Annotated in this window: 13 protein-coding genes; 11 read left to right on the top strand and 2 right to left on the bottom strand. The window is 53.9% G+C overall.

Features of this window, described 5'->3' with window-relative positions; genetic code table 11:
- The first annotated feature begins 177 nt into the window (after positions 1 to 177).
- Complete coding sequence (locus tag ABGT88_RS03235) at positions 178 to 1,152, top strand: FimB/Mfa2 family fimbrial subunit (RefSeq protein ID WP_346700403.1); 975 nt, start codon at positions 178 to 180, stop codon at positions 1,150 to 1,152.
- Between the two features lie 129 nt (positions 1,153 to 1,281).
- Here ABGT88_RS03235 and ABGT88_RS03230 read toward each other — a convergent pair whose 3' ends face one another.
- Both ABGT88_RS03230 and ABGT88_RS03225 read right to left on the bottom strand, forming a co-directional pair.
- Positions 1,282 to 1,818, bottom strand: coding sequence for a methylated-DNA--[protein]-cysteine S-methyltransferase (locus ABGT88_RS03230; RefSeq protein ID WP_346700401.1), 537 nt, complete (start codon positions 1,816 to 1,818; stop codon positions 1,282 to 1,284).
- An 82-nt stretch (positions 1,819 to 1,900) separates the two neighbouring features.
- Positions 1,901 to 2,722 carry a hypothetical protein gene (locus ABGT88_RS03225; RefSeq protein ID WP_346700399.1) on the bottom strand — a complete coding sequence of 274 codons (822 nt, stop codon included), beginning with the start codon at positions 2,720 to 2,722 and terminating at the stop codon, positions 1,901 to 1,903.
- 157 nt (positions 2,723 to 2,879) lie between these two features.
- Between ABGT88_RS03225 and ABGT88_RS03220 the strand changes: the two genes are divergently transcribed.
- From ABGT88_RS03220 to ABGT88_RS03175, 10 genes are all read left to right on the top strand, one after another.
- Positions 2,880 to 3,569: a B3/4 domain-containing protein gene (locus ABGT88_RS03220; RefSeq protein ID WP_087408961.1), complete on the top strand. Its 690-nt coding sequence runs from the start codon at positions 2,880 to 2,882 to the stop codon at positions 3,567 to 3,569.
- Between the two features lie 225 nt (positions 3,570 to 3,794).
- Entirely contained in the window at positions 3,795 to 4,757 is a 963-nt protein-coding gene (locus ABGT88_RS03215; RefSeq protein ID WP_300130886.1) for a hypothetical protein, read from the top strand.
- 61 nt (positions 4,758 to 4,818) lie between these two features.
- On the top strand, positions 4,819 to 6,006 hold the full coding sequence (locus tag ABGT88_RS03210) for a dicarboxylate/amino acid:cation symporter (protein WP_087408959.1): 1,188 nt from the start codon (positions 4,819 to 4,821) through the stop codon (positions 6,004 to 6,006).
- Positions 6,007 to 6,083: 77 nt separating this feature from the next.
- Positions 6,084 to 11,876: an alpha-2-macroglobulin family protein gene (locus ABGT88_RS03205; protein ID WP_346700396.1), complete on the top strand. Its 5,793-nt coding sequence runs from the start codon at positions 6,084 to 6,086 to the stop codon at positions 11,874 to 11,876.
- A gap of 336 nt (positions 11,877 to 12,212) precedes the next feature.
- Entirely contained in the window at positions 12,213 to 13,859 is a 1,647-nt protein-coding gene (locus ABGT88_RS03200; protein WP_346700394.1) for a hypothetical protein, read from the top strand.
- Between the two features lie 21 nt (positions 13,860 to 13,880).
- On the top strand, positions 13,881 to 15,275 hold the full coding sequence (locus tag ABGT88_RS03195; protein WP_346700392.1) for a DUF5723 family protein: 1,395 nt from the start codon (positions 13,881 to 13,883) through the stop codon (positions 15,273 to 15,275).
- A 231-nt stretch (positions 15,276 to 15,506) separates the two neighbouring features.
- Positions 15,507 to 16,244: a hypothetical protein gene (locus ABGT88_RS03190; RefSeq protein ID WP_346700390.1), complete on the top strand. Its 738-nt coding sequence runs from the start codon at positions 15,507 to 15,509 to the stop codon at positions 16,242 to 16,244.
- Positions 16,245 to 16,419: 175 nt separating this feature from the next.
- Positions 16,420 to 17,400: a tail fiber domain-containing protein gene (locus tag ABGT88_RS03185; RefSeq protein ID WP_346700388.1), complete on the top strand. Its 981-nt coding sequence runs from the start codon at positions 16,420 to 16,422 to the stop codon at positions 17,398 to 17,400.
- 115 nt (positions 17,401 to 17,515) lie between these two features.
- On the top strand, positions 17,516 to 20,056 hold the full coding sequence (locus ABGT88_RS03180; protein ID WP_346700386.1) for a C25 family cysteine peptidase: 2,541 nt from the start codon (positions 17,516 to 17,518) through the stop codon (positions 20,054 to 20,056).
- A 146-nt stretch (positions 20,057 to 20,202) separates the two neighbouring features.
- Positions 20,203 to 22,095, top strand: a complete 1,893-nt coding sequence (locus ABGT88_RS03175; protein WP_346700384.1) for a hypothetical protein — start codon at positions 20,203 to 20,205, stop codon at positions 22,093 to 22,095.
- Positions 22,096 to 22,111 lie beyond the last annotated feature (16 nt).

The raw sequence follows: 22,111 nt of genomic DNA, 5'->3' as shown, positions 1-22,111 counted from the left end.
AAGCAAATTCTTTCGATTACACACCCTCTGCCCTCCATTTTTCACACACGCCCCGGCAGCGCTCCCCATCCTTTGCGCTGCACCCGGTTCGGCCTGCGTTTGTCGGCACAAACAATTCGCAGCACGGGTTGTTATATATCCACAACATCTTACCGAACCACTTTAATAAACTGAATTATGAGAAAGATTCTGTTTGGGGCAACCGCCCTGCTGCTCGTGCCGGCCCTCTCGGCCTGCTGCGACGACAACAAGACCACCGACGAACCGGCTCAACCCGAGGCGGTACAACTGATCACCCCCAATGTGAGCGCCCGCATTGCCGACCCGCTCAACCAAAATCCCTTCACGGGCATCCTCGAAATCTATCCCTGCTATGCCGAGACCTCGACCTACTACGGCAACTACATCAACAGCAAAAAGACCGTATTCAACGGCTACTACACCATCATCGACGGACACATATACGGCGAGTACAACCGGCCGCTGCAACTGCCGGTGGGCACCTACAACATGGTCTACTGGGGCACCCCGAAATACGACGACCCCATCTACAACACCCCCGCCATCAACGAGCCCGGTATCACCCAGGATGCCGACCTCTCGACCCTCTACTTCAGACTGCGGGCCAACACCGACGGCACCTACATGCCCGTCTATGACCTGGTACACGCCGTGAAACCGGCCAACGTGGGACAGGAAGACCTGCAGGCGGCCCTCACCCGCGTGACGGCCGGCATACGCATCATTGCCAAGATGCAGGACAACTCCGAATTCAACCCCTCCATCACCAACATCCAGGCCCGTATCGGCGGCATTGCCGAGAAGATGAACTTCTACACGGCCGAGGTCGAAAACACGACCAAAATCGTCAAGTTCGACCTCGAACGCTCCGACGACAACACCATCATGAGCAACGCCACCGTCATGCTCTTCCCCTCGGCCGAAAATCCTCCGCTCGAGCTCATCATCACCCTGGCCAACGGTACCGAACACACCCTGTCGAAGAACCTCAGCTCTACCCTATCGCCCAATACCAAGCTCACCCTCAACATCGTCCTGGGCGAAATCCTGTCGGGCGAAACTCCGGGCGACTTCTCCATCGAAGACTGGAACGAAGTAAGCGAAACCATCGAATTCCCGATTATCAACTGAATACGACCAAGTCCATAGCGAGGCTGTCGATACAACCTCCCCCCTCAAACAGCAAGGCGCCCCCCGGTCCTCGGGAGCCGCCTTGCTGTCGTATCTTCACTCTACGGTTATCCGTTCGATATACAACCGTTACACTATCTTTTCAGGCACAGCGCCGGCCCGGCACTCCACCCCCTCGAGCCGCAGCAAAGCCGCCTTACGCTCCACCCCACCGGCATACCCGGTGAGGCTGCCGTCGCACCCCACCACCCGATGGCAAGGTACCACGATACTCACGGGGTTGTGCCCCACAGCGCCGCCCACGGCCTGTGCCGACACCTGGCCACCGCCCCGCTCGCGCTCCAGTTGCCGCGCTATCGCCTTGTAAGTAACCACCTCGCCGCGCGGTATCTGCTGCAACAGTCGCCACACGGCCAGCCGGAAAGGGCTACCCTCCAGCCGCAGAGGCGGAACCGGCCCGGGATTTTCGCCCGCAAAGTAGCGGTCGAGCCACGCACGGGTCTGGTCAAAGAGCGGTAACGCCTGAGCTTCGCAGGCCGGCAGGCCGGCCTCGGGGTAATACTTCTGCCCGTCGAACCACAGCCCCGTCAGCCGCTCCCCGTCGCTGGCCATCGTCATCGGTCCCAGCGGCGAAAGGTATCCCTGTCTGTAACGAAAAAGTTCCATCCTGCCGATATATAAAAACGACAAGCCTCGGGCATTGCACACACCCGGGAGCTCGGTATTGTAACGATAAATTGCGATTCGATTATTGCGGTTGAGCCGGATTCTCGGGCTCCGACTGTGCAGGCTCCGCAGCAGCGGCAGCCTCGTCGGCTACGGCGAGTTGTTCGCTCGCCTTAATCTGCTCATACAGGGTCACTATCATAAAGGCCGAAATGATGAGCGTCACCACCACGCCTACAATCAAGGCAATAAAGCCGATGATATTCAGTACTATCATCATCAGAACAGCAAGAATGATTTTCCCCATGTTCCCGTGAGTCATCGACCAACTGCGTTGAATGGCATCGAATACCCCCAGGGAGGAATCGTCGACATAGGCCAAAACCGTAAACATCAGGCGCAGGACCAGATACAAAGCGACCAGCGAGAAGAGGATGGAGACAATGCCCGATACCCCGCTGAACATCATACCCAACGTGTATCCCAACTCATAGGGATTGGAGAAATCGGCAACGGCCAAACTCGACCCGAGACCGGCTACCAAAATGACAACCCCGACCAACATGGGCAACATGCAGATGAAACTCACCACCACGTTCAACACAATCAAGCCGCCCAATTTAGGCAACATCTGTCCGAATGTCGAGAACGAAGGCTCTTCGCCCGCATGGGCATTCAGCATGATTTTATTCATACTGGCACTGAACCATACCGACAAAACGAGGCTTACGATATAGAAAAGCCACCACCGGATCGAAGTCATATCGCTGCCCCCCAGCAAAGAGACAATCCACGACACCACCATGATTCCCAAAAAGAGGCCGAGCATGACAATAAAGTGCTTACGGGTCAATGCCCACCCCGTCTTCAATGCGCCGTTAGGCGACAGCAATTGTGCTTTCATATTGTTTGTTATTTAATCGATAATCTTAATCAACTCTTGCAAATATAATATTATTAACAGAATTGGCCCTATTCACAGACAGAAAAAAAATTTTATACCCCTTTTCATTTGCCTCTGCAGCCACCTTTCACTACCTTTGAAGAAAAACGCATTACACATGAAAACCGTCTCTATCGAAAAGGAGTTTGCCGCCACCTGCCCGGCTCTCCGCATCGGGGTCATCCAGGCCCGGGTAGCCAACAGCGAGAGCGACCCGGCACTGTGGCAGCTCATCGGTGAGGAGGAGGCTCGCATCGCCTCGACCTACCGGCTCGACGAAATCAACAAACGCCCCGCCATACAGGCCACCCGCAAGGCCTACCGAGCCTTCGGGAAAGACCCCAACCGCTACCGGGTATCGTCCGAAGCGTTGTGCCGCCGCATCGTCAAGGGCTTGGGCATCTACCGCATCGATACCCTCGTCGACCTGGGCAACCTCGTCTCCATACGGGCCGGATACTCCATCGGAGCCTTCGACGCCGACCACATCGACGGCGACCACCTCACTCTGGGAGTAGGCCGCGAGGGCGAACTCTTCCATGGCATAGGCCGGGGCGTGCTCAACATCGAGGGGCTGCCCGTCTACCGCGACCGCACCGGCGGCATCGGCACCCCCACCAGCGACGAGGAGCGCACCAAAATCTCGCTCGACACCCGTAGCCTGCTGCTCCTCATCAACGCCTACGGCGAGGAGATGCCTCTCGACCAGACCATCGACTGGACGGTCGAGCTGTTGAAGCAGTTCGTCTCGGCTACCGACATCGATACAACAATCGTCGCCGCCTCGCAGTTCGTCCTCTCGGAATAGGCCCTGAAACCAAAGAAACTGCCGTTCAGAAAACCCGATTACGAGTACAGCCAGCCGCTTCGACCGCATGAACAACCGGAACTTGAGACAGGCATCGCATACCACGCAGTCCTTTTAGAATACATTTAACTTCATTTGGGAGAGGAATTGGCGACAGAAAACTTTGTCGGGGAATAAAAGATCTATAATTTTACGTATTGTTCCGTTCTAAAAAATTAGGTAGAAATGAAAAGTAAGATGATTTCCGTATGGGCGGTTTTACTGCTGGGTACTTCCCCGATTTGGGCACAGAAGTATCACGATGCCATTGTAGAGGATGCTTGTGGCCCCGTGAAGATGATAAAGAGTGACGGGGAAATATTCACTTATGATTCCGACGGTCGCTTGACGGCAGTCGACCATGAAGATGTGCCGGATGCCAAATATGACAGCAACGGTTATCCGGTGGAGAGGTGCAGCAACGTGTGTACGCAGTACGAGTATAATGCCGACGGGCAACTCACCTCGGAAAGCTACGAGACGTTGCTGGGTGTAATGGTTATCGATTACTCATACAATTCGAAAGGCGATCGGGTTAAAAAGATGACAACGTATGGTTTCTCCCTGATGAGTGTCGATACTTACCGGATTCTCCGTTATGACGACAGAGGTAACTGGATTGAGCGGGAAGTGCTGCATCGTAGTACGGACGACAATGGCAAGTTGGGGAACAGCAAGGTAACCAAAGAGACCCGAGAGATAATCTATTTCACACCGACAGCACCGTCGGGAAACTCTTCTCCGGCTTCCGGCACCGACAACTCCGACTGGGCATCGCTGCGCGAAAGCCTCATCGGGAAACAAATCACCCCCAATTCACCGGCATCGGCGGGCTGGCAGACTCTCATAGGCAAACGTCTGTCACTCATCACCTACGGCATCTCGCAAAACGGGCAGGAGGTAAACCGGTTCCAGTGCCAAACGGGCGAATACATCAAACTCGGCAGCAACGGAATCCTCTACTGGGAAAACCGGTACGACGGCAGCACCTCTTACCGGTACCGAATCGACGGCAAACGCATATACCTCACCCAAATTTCGGGAAAAGAGACCGGCGACAAATGGCTCGAACTGACCCGCCAAAGCAACGGGCTCATCAAGACCGAGAGCAATCTGGGCACCTACCGCTACTTCAGCATCGTCAACTAAATCCTCGAAAAACAGCTATCAACCCGATTTTTATCTCTACCTCATACACAAACTACCGATTATGAAAAAATTCCGCATCTCGCTCCTCTGGCAAGTGCTTATCGCCATCGTGGCCGGCATCGTGCTGGGGCAGTTCCTTCCGGCGCCCGTGGCCCGACTGTTTGTCACCTTCAACGGGCTCTTCGGCAACTTCCTCAACTTCATCATCCCGCTCATCATCATCGGCCTCATCATCCCCGCCATCGCCGACCTGGGCAAAGGGGCCGGCCGGCTGCTGCTCATCACGGCGCTCATTGCCTACGGCTCTACCGTATTCTCGGGATTCTTCACCTACTTTACCGGCGAAGCCATCTTCCCCCGGCTCATTGCCCAGTCGGCCCAAACCGCAACGGTCGACAACCCCGGCGAGATGGCCCTGAAACCCTTCTTCACCGTCGAGATGCCCGCCCCCTTCGACATCATGACCGCCCTGCTCCTCTCCTTCTGTATCGGCCTGGGGCTCTCGGCCATACCGGGCAACACGCTGCGCATGGCGGCCGCCGACCTGCGCGACATCGTCACCCTGCTCATCGAGAAGGTCATCATACCGCTGCTGCCGCTGCACATCTTCGGCATCTTCCTCAACATGACCATCTCGGGACAGGTAGCCTCCATCATCTCGGTGTTTGTCAAAATCATCATCGTCATCTTCGTGCTGCACATCCTGCTGCTACTCATCCAGTTCTCGCTGGCCGGACTCGTAGCCCGCAAGAATCCCCTGCGCCTGCTCAAGAACATGCTGCCCGCCTACGCCACGGCGCTGGGCACCCAGTCGTCGGCAGCCACCATACCTGTCACGCTGGCCCAGACCCTTAAAAACGGGGTGAGCAAAAACATCGCCACCTTTGTTATTCCCCTGTGCGCCACCATACACCTGTCGGGCAGCACGATGAAAATCACCGCCTGCGCCATGGCCATCATGATGATGGCCGGCATACCCATACACACGCTCGATTTCAGCGGCTTCATCTTCATGCTCGGCATCACCATGGTCGCCGCACCCGGGGTTCCCGGCGGTGCCATCATGGCTGCACTGGGTGTGCTCGAGGGAATGCTCGGCTTCGACGAGACGGCCCAAGCCCTGATGATTGCCCTCTACATCGCCATGGACAGCTTCGGCACCGCCTGCAACGTGACGGGCGACGGAGCCATCGCCGTAGTCGTGGACCGCATAAACGGAAAAAGCGGAAACCTCGTGCAGCGTTCGTAGCAGACAAAGCATCTGTATAGATATAGACTGTTAAGTAAATTTTATTTATAGTAGTCCAACATATTAACATTCCGCATATGAAAAAAGGCACATGGATTATCGTGGCTACTCTCTTTTCAATAGGAGCTATCGTCGGAGCCAGCGCTCTGACCCACACCTCGGATTCTATGAAACAGGAACTATCGGCCGAAGAGCAGATAAAGGCCGCTCCCAAAGAGGCCCTCGACTCGGCCACCATCGACCTGAAGCAGGCCCTGGCCCGGCACGACACACCGGCCGTCATCGCCTCGCTCATGAAACAGTCGGCGGCCCGGCTGCTCATCGACCGCGACACTCTCCCCGCCATCATCGGACAGACCGAATCGCTGGCCGACCGTTCGAAAAACCCCGTCGAGCAGAGTCTGCTGCGCCTCATCTCGGCCCGGCTGTACCACCTCTACCTAGAGGATAACTACCGGATACGCCTGCGCGACGAGGTCGACGACTTCTCTCAGCCGCTCGAGACCTGGAGCGCCAACATGTTCCTGGCCAAAATCGACACCCTGCTCACCCGGGCTACAGCTCCCGTACAGGAACTGCTGGTTACGCCGGTAAGCGCCTATCGCCAGGCCCTCACCATCGGCAGCGATTCGATTTTCCGCCCCACCCTCTACGACTTCGTGGTGGGCGAAGCCATCGACCTCTACAAACAGGAGAGCGGCTACTCACCCCTCCAGCCGGTAGCCCGCAAGGAGCTGCTGGTTCCTGCACAGAAGTTTACGACCATCGTACTGGACAATAAGAAGCAGCCCGACGGCCGCATACTCCAACTCTATGCCGACGCCCTCAAGGCCCACGCCGCCGAGACCGGCTCGGCCCCGCTCATGATGTGGGACCTGCAACGCCTCGAATACCTGGGCGAAAGCCTCTACAACAACGACGAAGAGGAACTCTTCGGCAACTACATCGACCTGCTGGGCAGTCTGCTCGAGAGCTACCGCGACAAGCCCTATTCGGTCGAGGTGGCCTCGACCCTCGCCTCCATCCTGTGGAATACCGACCGCTACGACAATGCCCGCCGGGCTCTCGACCTTTGCGAACAATGGACGGCCGCTTTCCCGAAATACCGCAACATCAACCGGCTGGTAAATCTGCGCAACACCATCACCGCCAAAGAGGCTTCTGTTAAAGTCTCTACCCTCCTCTACCCGGGCGAAATCGACAGTGTGAGACTTTCATACCGCAACGTCGACAGCCTCACCCTGCGCATCTACCGCCAACCCGAACCCCTGCCCATCGACATGCAGGACAACGACCTGAAGCAACCGGAATGGGACTTCGGCGACTGCATTTATGACCACGACTACGCCATAGGCGAACCGCTCTCGCTCGTGACCCGCCAACGTACCATCGCCTTCCCCAAACTGGGTCCCGGTCTCTATGTAGCCAAAATCCTCATCGACGGCAAACCCAACCCATCGACCACCCACTTCACCGTATCGGGAGTGAAAACCATCACACGAGCAGCCTCCGACAAGCACATCGAGTTGCTCGCCGTCGATGCCCGCACAGGCAAGCCTCTGCCCAAGGCCGAGGTTACCCTCTACGCTTCGCCCTATTTCTTAGGTCAAGAGAGTGTCGAAAAGGCCCGACTCCGCACCGACAAGAACGGCCTCTGCCGCATCGAAACCGGCGACGAGGGATTCCTCTTTACCCAGGTTTCCACCCCGCTCGACCGCTTTGCTCCGGCCGACCGTCTCTCATTACCAGGCTGCTACGACGACAGCGACGACAGCGATACCCGCACCGCACTCTTCACCGACCGCTCGCTCTACCGGCCGGGACAGACGCTCTACTTCTCGGGCATCCGCTACATCAACTCGACCGACGAACACCGCACCATAGGCGGCGAGCACTGCACCGTATCGCTACTCGACCCCTCGTCGCGCGAGGTAGCCTCGACCCAGGTTGTCACCGATGCCTACGGCCAGTTCACCGGCTCGTTTGTCATTCCCCGCGGTAATCTGCTGGGCAACTATACCCTGCGGGTGAACCAGTCGTGGGGCGACCGGCTCTCGATATCGGTAGCCGAATACAAGCTGCCCATGTTCCGCGTCGAGTTCAAGCCGGTGACCGAGGGCACCAGTTTCGGCCAACCCGTCACCCTGCAAGGCTCGGCCCGCAGTTACAGCGGCGTACCCCAGGCCGGAGCCTCGGTGCGATACACCATCTACCGCCAGGCCAACCCCTTCTTCCGATACTTCCTTCCCTCCGGCCGCAAAGAGATTGAAAGCCGCACCACCACGGTCAACGCCTCGGGCAATTTTTCCATCACTTTCACGCCGCAACGCATCAGCTCCCAATCGTTCATCAACCAGGAGCAAGCCTATATATACAGTATCGAAGCGTCCGTCACCGCCCCCACCGGCGAAACGGTAGAACAATCGACTACCGTACAGGTAGGCGACTCGCCCTACTTCATCACCGTCACCGCCCCCCGATACCTCGACAAGTTCAAGTCGGCCGGGCAAATCAAGGCACAGGTGCGTACCCTCAACGGACAAACCGTCGACCGGGCCTGCCGGCTCGTATTCTACTCGCTCTACGACGTCGAAGGGGAACCGCTCGACAGCCTCAAAATCAAGATGCAGGTGGGCGAGGTGACCATCGGTGCCGACGGCCACGCCCTCTACCCCGACTTCTCGAAATGGGCTTCGGGCCCCTATCGCATCGTGGCATTCAGCAACGACGAATCGAAACGGATTATCCGGTCGGAGTGTAACTTTGTATTGTACAGCGAGAAAGACAAAAAACCGCCCCGCTTTGCCGAAATATGGCTTCCCCGTACCCAAATCACGGCCGAAGTGGGCGAAACGGTGAAGATTCCCGTAGGCACCTCGCTGCGCGAAGGGTACATCTTCTACTCCATCTATACGGCCGACCATCTGGTCGAGACCCGCATGCTCAAACTCAGCAACAGCTGCAAGACGCTGTCGGTCAAGTTCGACAAGTCGTTCGGCGGCATCGCCACCATCAGCCTGCTCACCGTGCGCGACGGCGAAATAAAAACCGCCCAGGTAACCATACGACAGGCTCTGCCCGACCGCAAACTGAATATCAAGACCGAGTCGTTCCGCGACAAACTGCTGCCGGGGAATGCCGAGAACTGGACCTTCTCGGTGACCGACGCCCAGGGCAATCCCGTCGAGGCCCGCTTCATGGCCGAGATGTTCGATGCCTCGATGCAGGCCATCAGCACCCACAGCTGGCACTTCAGCGCACCGGCTCCGGCACCTTGTACCTGCATCTCGACTCGACCATCGACCTCCTACTCTTATGGACGCTCCATCGAAGCCGAAGAGATTCCGGCCCGGCTCGCCGTACCCGGCGAGACCGCCACGCAGTTCCTCTACCTCAATCTGTTGAACGGTAGTAACAGACGCTTCCCCATCTTCGGGTCCAAAGCAATGGTCTCGGTCATACAGATCAATGATGCCAAAGCCGCACTCGACGAGGTAGTGGTGACCAAGAGCGCCAACATCGCCATGGCCAAGGGCTCGGCCTCGACTTCGCTCGAAACCAGCGAAGAGACCGGCGGTTCCCAACCCGACGAGCCCCTGCGCACCGGCGAGGTAAGCACCGCCTTCTTCTACCCCTCGCTCACCACCGACTCGCTGGGACAGGTATCTGTCTCGTTTACCGTACCCAACGAGAACACCACCTGGCAATTCCTCGCCCTGGCCTACACGCAAGAGCTCCTCTCCGGCCAATACGAGGCTCAGACCGTGGCCAGCAAACCGCTCATGGTGTCGCCCAACCTGCCCCGCTTTGTCCGGCAGGGCGACCACGTGACCATCGCCACGGCCGTGCAAAACCAGAGCAACAGCCACCAGGAGGGGACCGTACGCTTCGAACTCTTCGACCCCTATACCGACAAGGTGCTCCACTCCAGCCAGTCGGCCTTCATCCTTGAGCCCGGCGAAAACCGTACGGTCGACTACTCCTTCACCGCACCCGAAGGGGCCGAACTGCTGGGATTCCGCGTCAAGGCATCGACCCTGCAATACAGCGACGGCGAACAGCAGATTCTGCCCGTGCTCCCCACCCGCGTACTGGTGACCGACAGCAAACCCTTCTACATACCCGGCGGCGAGCAGACCGTCCCGGTTGTCATGCCCGGCATGGAAGAGAAACTGAAATCGCCCACCGTCGAGAGCCTGCGCATGACGCTGCAATACTGCAACAACCCCGCCTGGTATGCCGTACAGGCGATGCCCGCCCTGACCGAGATCGACGGCAGCGACGCCATCTCCATCTCGGCCACGCTCTATGCCAACAGCCTGGCCGCATCGATGGCCCGCAGCAACCCGCTCATCGCCCGCGCCGTCGAGCTGTGGAAGGCCTCCGGCAACCGGGACCTCACCTCGCTGCTGGCCCGGAACGAAGAGCTGAAGCAGGTACTCCTCTCGGCTACCCCCTGGGTGCTCGAGGCCGATAACCAGACCGAGCGCATGCAGCAGCTGGCCACTCTCTTCGACACCAACCGGGCCGATCGCCTCTCACGCGAGGCCATCCTCAAACTGCAAAACCTCCAGGGTAGCGACGGCGGCTGGAGCTGGTTCCAGGGCATGTCGGCCAGTCCCTGGGTGACGATGAACATTCTCGAGAGCTTCGCCCGATTGCGCGCCCTGGGTGTACCCCTCGACGACAGCACGATACACGAGATGCAGGTCAAGGGCATCGGCTACCTCGACCAGACCATCGAGCGGCAACGCAAGCGCGAGCCCAACGCTCCACTCACCTACAACGACATCTGCTACCTGCACGTACGCTCCTCGTACCTCGACATCCCGCTGGCCGGCGACATGCTCGGGCTGCACAAGGCTATGGTCGAGCAACTCAAGCAGTGGATCAACTTCTCGACCATCGAGAAGGCTTACGCCGCCGTAGCCCTGCACCGCTACGGATTCACCGACGTGGCCCGCGACATTGTAGCCTCGCTGCGCCAGTACGCCGTGACCACCCCCGACAAGGGGATGTTCTGGCCCAACAACCGCTCGAGCTACGGCTATAGCAACAGCGCCGTGCAGGAACAGTGCGCACTCATCGCCGCCTTCACGACGGTCGACCCCGTCGCCACCGAACTCGACGAGATGCGTCGCTGGCTCCTCGCCCAGAAACAGACCAACGAGTGGGAGTCGGTACCCTCGACCCTCGAGGCCATCTACGCCCTGCTCTACGGCGGCTCCGACTGGCTGGCCTCCAGCTCGACCCGACCCGTCATCGTATGGGGAGGAAAGGTCATGAAATACGAGCCCGAAGACCCCTTCCTGGGACTGACCGAACTTACCCTGTCGGGCAACCAGATAACGGCAGCCGAGGCCGAGGCCGTCGTCTCGACCGACCAGCAGCAACCCTCGTGGGGAGCCCTCTACTGGCAATACTTCGACGATGTCAAGAACGTATCGGCCGCCTCGGTCAACGAGCTGGCCATCGACCGCCAGATACTCGTGCGACAACCCTCGGGTACCTACCTTCCCATCAGCCAGGTAGCCCCCAAGACCGGCGACCGTGTAGCCATACGGCTCACCCTCACCGTGGGGCAAGACATGCAGTTTGTCTGCCTCACCGACGCCCGGGCCGCCTGCTTCGAGCCGGTAGACCAACTCTCGGGCTACCGCTGCCGCGAGAGCATCTGCTACTACCAGGAGGTGAAAAATGCCGAGACCCGCTTCTACTTCGACTACCTGCCCAAAGGCACCTACGTCATCGCCTACGAACTCGACATCGACCGTCCCGGCGACTACACCCAGGGACTCTCGTCCATACAGTGCCTCTATGCCCCGCAGATTATCGCCCGCACACCGGCACAAACCATCGTTGTCAAGTAACGCCGGCTTCCGACCGACACTCGTCATACTCCCCCTCCGACCGACCGCCAACGGCTCGGAAGGGGAGTTTTTATTGCCCCATCCCTACAAGTTTAATAAATTTTACAAAAAACTCATAAAAGGGTTATTTTCTATAAAAAAGATGCCGATAGTATAAAAATAAATAAATAACTTTGCCATCGAAAGAGGGATCTACCGCTGTTTAATACGAACTTATCGATTCAATACTTTTTTATGAAAATTACAAAATTTATCACAAGTAGCTTATTCTTAGGGCTACTTTCCTCTTTTGCTTCGTGTATTGATGCCGATTATGATTTCAAAAAAGACATCGATTTGGAAGTAACCGTAGGAGGAAATCTAAGTTTACCCATCGGACAGACCGATACCATCCGACTCAGCCGAATGATTGAAGAGGGCGATGTGCTCCATGTAATCGACGGACGGTACGTAATCAGCAAATCCGACAATATCACAGAAGACATCGACGCCATCGACCCGGTAATTATCGACGACTTTTCGCCCAAATTCGAGCCTTATACGCGTGATTTCCAGGCTGCCACAACCGAGCTGCCACAGATTCCCGGTCTGGAGATGCCCGACATCGAAATCGCCTTCGAAGCCAGCATCAACACGGCCGAGAACTTCAACGTCGATACCGAACTGCCAACCGAAGTCAAACACGTACGAAGCGTACGGATTACCGATAACAACGGCGACGACCTGCACGTCGAGCTCTCTATCGACATCTCGGGCATGCCCGATTTTCTGCCCCGCATCTACCTGTCGGGTGTCGAGCTGGCTCTCCCCGAATTGATTGACTTCGACATCGAACCGAACGGCGAACTCGTACGCGAAGGCTCGTCGATATTCATATCGAAAACCATCGAACTGACCAACGGCACAGGCCACGTATCCGTTCCCTTGACCATCTACGGATTCTCCAACCCCACAGTCGAGAACGGACACCTGCTCATCACCGACGAAATTGCCTTGAAGGGCCTCGTCTATGCCGACAAACAATCGATCGGTCTCGAAGATCTCACCAATACAACCGTATCGGTTCAACCCAACCTCAATCTCTCTACCCCCCAGATTCGTATCAAAGGCGTATCGGGTACCGTCGTTCCCAACGTCGACATCAATACCTCGGTCTCGCTCTCCGATTTGCCCGACTTCCTCAAGGAAGAGGGGACCTCACTCGAAATAAAAGACCTCGCTCTCAACCTGTCGGTACAAAACCCCATCGATGCCCCCATCTCGGCCAGCTTCGAAATATCGCCGCTCGACGAGAACGGCCAGGTAGTCAACGGCAATGTAGTTTCACTTGCCCTCAAGGTCGCTGGCGGCGAAAGAACCACCTTCCAGATCGACCGCAACTCGCCCCTCATCACCTCGGGCTCGCTCACCTCGCTGCTCAGCACCATCCCCGACCAGCTCGACATCAAAGTGACCGAAGTGAAAATCGAGAGCGAAACCAACGACCAAACCATCGAATTGGGTAAAGGTGATTACAACCTCAACATCGACTACGACATAAACGTACCGCTCGAGTTCGACAACCTCCGCATCTTCTACACCGACTCTATCGACAACCTCCGCAGCGATCTCGCCGACGTCTCCGACAAAATCAAGCACCTCGAGCTCGACGTCGTTGTCGACAACGCCATCCCGCTGGGGCTCGTTCTCTCGGTCAAACCGCTCGACCAAAATGGCGACCCCATTACCGGCCTCACTCTGCCCGAAGGCGTAGAGATCAATGCCGCGCCCAACAGCGACAATGCCATACAATCGACTCACGTCACCCTCAATATCGAGGAGGTTCGCGAGAATGCACTTCAGGAACTCGACAAGCTGGAATTCAAGGTCGAAGGCAGCAATCAGGACAACCACGACGTCACCCTGCGTCCCGACCAGTTTATCGTCGTACACCTCTCGGCTCGACTCCCCGAAGGAGCACAAATGGACTTAGAAGATTTGTAACGGATTTAAAGCTAACAAACAATGAAACACGCTATAAAACATATTGCGAGCATTGCCCTCGCCGTGGTGCTGTCGGCCGGGGTGTCGGCCCAAACCACACTCAACTCCTCCTACTTTATGGAGAAGATGACCAAGCGCAACCAACTGAACCCGGCCCTTAAAACAGAGAACAACTACGTCAGCATACCCTCCATCGGTAACCTCTACCTGGGTATCAACTCCAATCTGGGGTTGGGCACCTTCCTCTATCCGCGCGACAACAAACTGGTGACGTTCCTCCACGAGAGCGTACCGGCCGACGAATTCCTCAATAAGCTCACCCCCAACAACACCATCGAACTCGACTTGGGGCTCGACCTCATCTCGTTCGGCTTCTGGGCCTGGGGCGGACAGAACACCTTCAACCTCGCGCTCAAAAGCAACACAGGTGCCTACCTGCCCAAAGAGATTTTTCAATTCCTCAAAACCGGACAAGAGGCTACCGGCGTAACCCGCTACGACATGAGCAACGTAACAGCTACCACCAGCAACTACCTCGAACTGGCCTTCGGTCATGCCCGCGACATCACCGACAAGTTGAGCGCAGGAGCCAAAATCAAGGTACTCATCGGTGCCGCACATGCCGAGGCCCGCATCGACCGTATGGACATCTCCATGTCGCAAAACGAATGGACCATCAAACAAGCCGGACACCTGCAAGCCACCTCGCTGCTCGAGCTCACCACCGACCCCGAAACCGGCGAAGTCACCGGATACGATTTCGGCAACCATTTCGGAGTAGCCGGATTCGGGCTGGGTTTCGACCTGGGTGCCACCTACAAACTCATCGACAACCTCACCCTTTCGGCAGCCCTCACCGACATAGGCTTCATGCGCTGGAACAACCTCACCCGCGCCGAGACCGACCCCGATAAAGGGTTCATATACACCGGCTTCGACAATATCGGAGCCGAAGACGACGAGAACGGCGACAACCCCTTCGACCAAAAAGCCGACCAGTTGGGCGACGACCTCAAAGCTTTAACCAAATTCTACCAATCGGACACCCAGTCGGTGGCCAACTCGCTGCGCACCACCCTGCGCGTGGGTGCCGAGTATGCCGTACTCGACAACGCCATCTCGTTCGGTCTGCTCTCTACCACCCGGTTCGGAGGCTACCGCACCTATGCCGAAGGCATGGCAGCCATCAACTTCCGTCCCCTCTCGGCCCTGCACCTCACCGTCAACGGGTCGGTATCCAACATGGGCAGCTCGGTAGGCGCCATCCTCAACATCTGCGCCCCGGGCTTCAACTTCTTCATCGGCACCGACTACTTTGCCACGCAGTACTCCAAACAGTTCATCCCCATCAACCACGCCCGGGCCAATTTCAGCTTCGGCTTCAACATCACTTTCGGGAAGAAACACGAAATCTAAAAAACACACAATATTCCATCATCACAAGGGGCGGCCCTCCAAGCTGCCCCTTGTTCGTATCATTCCCCGCCGCCAGCCCCATTCTCACCCTTGGGATAAATGCCCTGCTCTCAGGCATCAATCAAGCAACCAGCCCCCGCAAAATCAAACGGCAAATAGCCTGTGTTTTCCCTTGTTATTCCCAATAATTATACGTATATTTGAAATACATTAAATCTAAATTCTATTATTATGAAAACGAAACTCCGTCTTTTAATCAACAAAATCACAGGAGCAATCGTACTGCTATTGCTATGTGTAGCCTGTGACAATACAGATACAAGTACTAAAAACCGTTTTTTATCGGCAGGAATCGTGTGGGAAGAAGTACGCCAACAAAACACCGATATAAACCTCGATAGTGTATTGGAGGTCTTACGGCCTGTACTCTCACCCGACAGTATCGAAGCCCTGGAAAATCAAATATATGTAAAATACACAGCCAGCCGATACACATTATTACCCTCCGAGACAATTGATGGGGAGCTATATTGGCCCATCGAATACACCGTAAAACATATTTATCGATGGAACTCCTTCTCTGATGAATCGGAGAGAGAAATCTGCGGTTATCTGCGGGAAGACAGCCAAGGCAGCATCTACCTAAGACGAGGCGAGCAGGAAATCCTGTTATACACCTTTCCCCCTGATGGGTGGGAACCGGGTGAAACCATTCAATATGCCTCGTGGTGGGGTCCGGGAACCGAAGAGATTAAACCGGAACTTCTGGAGACTATTACATTAAAGGATGGAAGTTCCTGCCAAAAATACAATAAGCTGTTATATGGGTTGACCTCGACATCGGGCGTATTTGGTTTGTTCGACCCTCCGTTCGATTCACTCTATCGAACCGATTTAGTATCATACAGCCGCGACGGAATACTGCTGTACAAGAATGAAAATATAAAAATTCCTCATCAAGGAGGATAAAGCCTAAATAATACCGAATATGAAAAAATATCTGCCTCTCCATTTTTGCATTTCCTCACATAAATATTTGATTTATTAAAAATTTTTATTACATTTGAAGAAACCGGAGCACATTACACATAACCATCAATCCCATTGATTCACAAATAATTACAACCTATAATACCATTCTATTATGAAAACCAGACTATCCATCTTAACCGTTGCTTGCTGTCTCTCTGCAAGTGTAATGGGGCAGATGAAAATCGAACAAGGCGGGAATATCCTGGTCGGCAGTTATGACGAAAATACAACCGGGAATGCCAAGATATGCCTTTACCCGAACAACATGTCGGGGACAACCCGCATCTCTTTCAATTCGAGATATCCGGCATATCAATCCGACCTCGATGTTTTTGTGGGCCGCTACCCCGAAAGAACCGATGGTCGAGAGTCTCCACGATTGCATCTGCACGGGGCATCGGGCATAGAAATGACCTCCGATGCAGGCTCGATTATGCAATACGATGCTGATACTTACGGCGATCAGGTCTATTTTTCGTCCGATGTCATCGGTAATTTTTACAGCCTGTCCGACAGCCGATTCAAAGATAATGTAACCCCTCTCACCAATACCCTGTCCGGATTGGAACAACTGACAGGCGTTAGTTTTCGCTTAAACGCTGCGCCTTCCGATTCTACCCGGAATCGCATGATAAACATCAAAAACGACAACCGCACCCGATTTGGATTTTTGGCTCAAGAGGTCAAAGAGGTTTACCCCGAATTGGTACGAACCGATTCATTGGGCTATATGTATGTCGATTATATAGGCATGATTCCTCTGATTGTAAATGCACTGAACGAAATTCAGGCCAAAGCCGATTCCCAAGAAATTGTAATCGCCCGGTTACAACAAGAGTTGGTTGCTTTGAAAAACGGCGATGTCGAGACTGCTTCTCCGCTTCACAAATCCCAACGGAATACTGCCTCGGCCGAACCGGAGAGTGCTATCGTTCCCACACTCTATCAGAATAGTCCCACCCCTTCAGTGCGACTACGTCCATACGGTTTGCCTTGCCTTACGAAACGGTTCAGGCCGACCTGTACATCTACGATATGCAAGGGACACAGATACGCCGAATCGAAATTGCCGAACGGGGTGAAAGCCAGGTAACACTACAAGGCTCTGAACTCTCGGCCGGTATGTACATCTACTCGCTCATAGCCGACGGGAAAGAGATTGACAGCAAACGTATGATATTGACCAAATAAAGAAAGGAGGCAAGTGTATGACCTCGATTATTATGCGGTTTCGGCGTATAGCCGTTTCTCTATCATGTCTTTGCTTGGCTCAATTCCTAAATGCCCAGTTGACCCACACGGTAACATTCGATCGCAATCTTTTAAGCATCGACACAACCGTGGTGGATAGCGTTTCGTATTTGAAATTGAAATATCTCGATTTATGGGGAGAGGGCAGTATCGGGTCCCCTGAATTACCGGTTCACTACCTGCGTTTCTCGGTTCCTTACAACGCTACCGATTTTACGGTAACCATTACGGAGCAGAATGCCGTTACAGAACAGTATTCATTGCCCGTTTATCCCGTTCAGCCCCCGATTCCCACCGACCTGAATGCAGGCGAACAGCCGTTTGTCGCCCCCGACAGTGCCATATATGGCAGCAACCAATATTGTCCGGTCACGCCGGTGCAAGTGGCCAACGAAGGTTTTCTCGATGGTGACAACCACATTGTCACCATAGCCGTATGGCCGATAAGCTATGCCCCGGCCAACGGGGAGATTCTGTTTCGCAATTCTGTGACCGTTCGGCTCGACTATACATTGAGAAATGGAAATACGGCACCAGCTTCGGCTCCAACGCCTACCTTCCGGGCCATTACCCGCCGAAATGTACAAAGAGTTCATCGATGGGGCCGGGAACAAACCAAACTGATGGTGGTCAACCCTTCGCAGGTCGATGCATTTGCTCCCATATCCATAGCACGTGCGGCAGTGCCTCTTAACGAAGCCACAGTTTTACCCAGCTATGAATACACGGTTGTCACAAACCGGGAGTTGGCCCCGGCTTTTGACCGCTTGTTAGGGTGGAAACGACAAAAGGGACTCTCGGCGGGAGTAGTCTGTATCGAAGATATCTTGGCGTGTCCCGATTTTCAAGGAGATACCCTGTCGCATATTTACGATAGCGCCGGTAAGCTACGGGCTTATTTGGAGCATGCCTACAAATTAGGTTCCCTCCAATATGCTCTGTTGGCCGGAGATTATAGCATACTCCCAATCAGGTATGGTTATAGGAAAGATTATCATTTTATGTTTCCTCCAGACAATGTCGATAAAATGATACCTACCGACTTGTATTTTAGCGATTTTAACGGGAATTGGGACTCAAACAGGAACTATTACTATGGAGAGCCTAATGTCGATCAAATAGATTATTATCCCGAAATTTTTGTAGGAAGACTGTTATGTACCACCCAGCAGGAGATTGCGAACTATACCGAGAAATTATTACGGTATGAGCGTAATCCAGGTAATGGCAATTACGAATATCTTCAAAAAGCCTTTTACTGTCAAAGTGATCAATTACAAGAAAATAATGAAGCCGAGATAATAAAAAGTGCTTGGGGAACGACCTTTATCGAGCATAAAATCATGCAAGAAGATCCCTCTTTCGATGCCAATGAAACCACCGGCCCTACCGGGAAGCAGGTAATCGACGAGATGAACAATCGATATGGTTTTCTCAGTTGGCATGGACATGGTGCTCCTTCCCATATAGTAATGAGCAGTAATGGCCTTAATGAAGGAGGCAAACGTGTGATTACGGCATTCCAGAATGTCAATTCAGGAAATTTTATTCAAGAAAGCGGTCATGGTTTGGATTGCCTGACCAATAGCGATTATCCGGCTATAGCCTATTCAATAGCTTGTACAACAACACCTTTCGACATTTATAAAAGTTACAACATTCCATACAATATAGGAAGTTCCTTTACCGTAGCCGGATTGTATGGCGGTCCTGCCTTTTTAGGGAACTCACGAGAAGGCTATCATAAAAATTGTGCCTCGGCCACATTGGAAGAAGAATTTGTCAACTTAATCAAGGCGGGTAATTGCATTGGAGCAGCGGAGGCTCTCTCAAAGGTGTATTTAAATGAGAATAAAGATTCTGTTAATGATGGTAGTACAGATCTTGCTCATAAAGTTATTTTGGCGCACCATTTAATCGGGTGTCCCGAGTTCTCCATGTGGACCGATATTCCATCGGTTTACAGCGATATATCGGTAATTCGAACCGACCACTCGATTACGGTCTCCGGAGCAGGGATAGCAGGTAGCAAGGTCGCCATTACGTCGGGAGTCAATCAACTGCCCGAGGTAAAAGAGGCGACAAATACAAATATCACATTTGCCAATGCCTCACCCAACAGTGTCGTAACAATATATAAAAGCAATGCCATACCCTATGTGGCACCGTTGTATCTGCAAAACGACACGTTAGACGCTTCGCAATATTTCCAAGTGAACGATATTCATATCGGTAAAGCGGTAGATACGAACCGCACCGAAGGAAATGTTGTTATAGAATCGGGCACTCTTACTTTCGAATCGAACGGCGATGTATGGATTGGCGACGGACTCATCATAAAGGAAGGAGCCGCATTGATTATCAAAAACACCGGTAAAGCCATTCTATCCGGCGGACTTGTCGAAGGGGGCGGTACCCTGCAAATTGAAGCCGGAGAAGAAATAGAGATACAGCCTGGCTTTGAGGCAAAAGCAGGAGCAAATGTCGAATTTAAATAAAACTCACAGATATGAAAACACAATCACTATTTTGGAGTTTCGCACTAATATGTCTCGGCTGCATCGCCAGTCAAGCACAGGAGTATGAATATGTTCCCATCGTGCGAGAGAATGTTCGATGGACATTTAGTAATCAAGAAGAGAAAATGACTCTTTTACTGGATAATCGATATATTGATGGGAAATTGTATGCCTACGCTTATATGCCCGACTTTTCGTTCAGGACAGATAATTTAATATTCCTGCGTGAAGAGAATAAGGTCGTCTATCAACTGGTTGTAAATATAGATCGTTTCGATTCGGTTCCCCAAAAATCCGAAATTCCCATCTACGATTTCAATGTAGAGCAGGCCGGCGATACCATGTGGGCCTGGCACAACGACCCGCCTTATTTCGGCATGGAGGTCGAGTGGATCGACACGATACTCATCGACAATACATACAGAAAACGAATCAAACTGAAAGATGTCGACGGTGTCTGTATCGAGGGCATAGGTTACACCGGCAAACGGAATAATCTCTACTACCCTTTCTGCAATTCCGACACCGAAGCGGGAGCAAAATATCTCGACCGGTTAGAGACCTTTGAAAATATAGAGGGCCGGCTTATCTACCAACCCGAGTGGTCCAGACTGGGGACCTATGAGTATGTGCCTTTCGTGCGCGAAGGGATAAAATGGGGTTATGACGAATGCTATCGTTTCGAGGGCGATACGGTAGTGGGCGGAGAGTCGTACAAGAAATGCTATGTGAGCAAGAGCTGTCCCTTCGAAGAGGGGCAGACACTCTATGGCCTGGCCCGCGAAGAAGACCGGGTGGTCTATTGCCTGCGTCCCGGCGACGAGCAGGAGACGGTGCTCTACGATTTCAGCGTCGAGAAGCCTGGCGACCGGGTGCCTACCCGGCTCAATCCCAAAGGCGAGCCGGTGATACACATCGACACCATAGCCGTGAATAACGACCAACTGCGGCGACGCATCAAACTGCCGTCAGGCAGTTATATCGAAGGATTCGGGAGCCTCGAACCCTGCCGGGGGTTCTTCTTCCCCTTCGAAGCCACGGCGGAAGAAATCGACGACCCGCATAACCGGCTCGGATATATAAAGAATATGGAGACCGGCGACTATGAATACAAAGGAATAGTCAACACGCTACGTGACGAGTGCGAGTTTGGACGGTCGTACGAACCGTTTGTCAGAGACTGTGAATATGGCTATTACGAGGCCGATTACTATTACTACGACGGCGACTTAACAGGCAATTATGTCCACTACCGCATAGCAGGCGATACAACCATCAACAGCAAAGCATACAAAAACATTTCTCTCACGGGTGAATGTCCCGACTGGGAAAGAATCCCTCCGGCCGGACAAATCAGGGAAGAGAATCGAAAAGTATATTTCCGGGATACGGAAGATGAGATGGGCTATGATTTCAACCTGACCAAAGGCGACGGTATTATCCTGAGCAAGATGCACAATTCCTTAGAGACTGATATAAATATAACCGTATACGATGTAAAAACCGTCGAATTTGCCGGGAAAGAACGTAAGTGCATCTATTTCAAAAATAGTTATGGCTATTATATAGGCTACTGGATGGAAGGCATCGGCGATATGAATCAGGGAACCCTATGGACTTTCGATGATCATGAAGGCTGTCCATATCCAGACAGACCATGTGACGACGATAATTATTTTCTCTATTATCTGCGGGAGAACGGAGAATATATCTATTTACAGGATAACCACAACGGGAGTCCCCTGGACGATGGCAACTGTATACTGGCCGTGGGCGAAACTCGCACAGCTACCCTGCGCATCGCCCGCACACCCGATGCTCTGGTCGTAACCTTGCCGGGCGACGGCTACCGCCTGGCCGAACTCATCGACACCACCGGCCGCCTGGTGTGGTGCGAATACCTCGACGGTGAACCGGGCGAGGTGATTATCCCTACCACCGCCCTCTCCCCGGGCGTCTATGTGGTAGCCCTCACCGACAACCGCGGCAAGCGCACGGTGCAGAAAGTAGGGTTGTAGCAAAACAATACGCATA

Origin of the sequence: Barnesiella sp. An22 (assembly GCF_963931395.1) — a bacterium.
Taxonomy (GTDB): Bacteria; Bacteroidota; Bacteroidia; order Bacteroidales; family Barnesiellaceae; genus Barnesiella; species Barnesiella merdigallinarum.
The sequence above is the reverse complement of the archived record's forward strand: the minus strand, read 5'-3'. Positions and strand labels throughout refer to the sequence as shown.

Bases quoted from the DNA above. Each gene is read 5' to 3' on its own strand.
- ABGT88_RS03235 (WP_346700403.1), top strand. From the start codon at position 178: ATGAGAAAGATTCTGTTTGGGGCAACCGCCCTGCTGCTCGTGCCGGCC.
- ABGT88_RS03230 (WP_346700401.1), bottom strand. From the start codon at position 1,818: ATGGAACTTTTTCGTTACAGACAGGGATACCTTTCGCCGCTGGGACCG.
- ABGT88_RS03225 (WP_346700399.1), bottom strand. From the start codon at position 2,722: ATGAAAGCACAATTGCTGTCGCCTAACGGCGCATTGAAGACGGGGTGG.
- ABGT88_RS03220 (WP_087408961.1), top strand. From the start codon at position 2,880: ATGAAAACCGTCTCTATCGAAAAGGAGTTTGCCGCCACCTGCCCGGCT.
- ABGT88_RS03215 (WP_300130886.1), top strand. From the start codon at position 3,795: ATGAAAAGTAAGATGATTTCCGTATGGGCGGTTTTACTGCTGGGTACT.
- ABGT88_RS03210 (WP_087408959.1), top strand. From the start codon at position 4,819: ATGAAAAAATTCCGCATCTCGCTCCTCTGGCAAGTGCTTATCGCCATC.
- ABGT88_RS03205 (WP_346700396.1), top strand. From the start codon at position 6,084: ATGAAAAAAGGCACATGGATTATCGTGGCTACTCTCTTTTCAATAGGA.
- ABGT88_RS03195 (WP_346700392.1), top strand. From the start codon at position 13,881: ATGAAACACGCTATAAAACATATTGCGAGCATTGCCCTCGCCGTGGTG.
- ABGT88_RS03190 (WP_346700390.1), top strand. From the start codon at position 15,507: ATGAAAACGAAACTCCGTCTTTTAATCAACAAAATCACAGGAGCAATC.
- ABGT88_RS03185 (WP_346700388.1), top strand. From the start codon at position 16,420: ATGAAAACCAGACTATCCATCTTAACCGTTGCTTGCTGTCTCTCTGCA.
- ABGT88_RS03180 (WP_346700386.1), top strand. From the start codon at position 17,516: ATGACCTCGATTATTATGCGGTTTCGGCGTATAGCCGTTTCTCTATCA.
- ABGT88_RS03175 (WP_346700384.1), top strand. From the start codon at position 20,203: ATGACTCTTTTACTGGATAATCGATATATTGATGGGAAATTGTATGCC.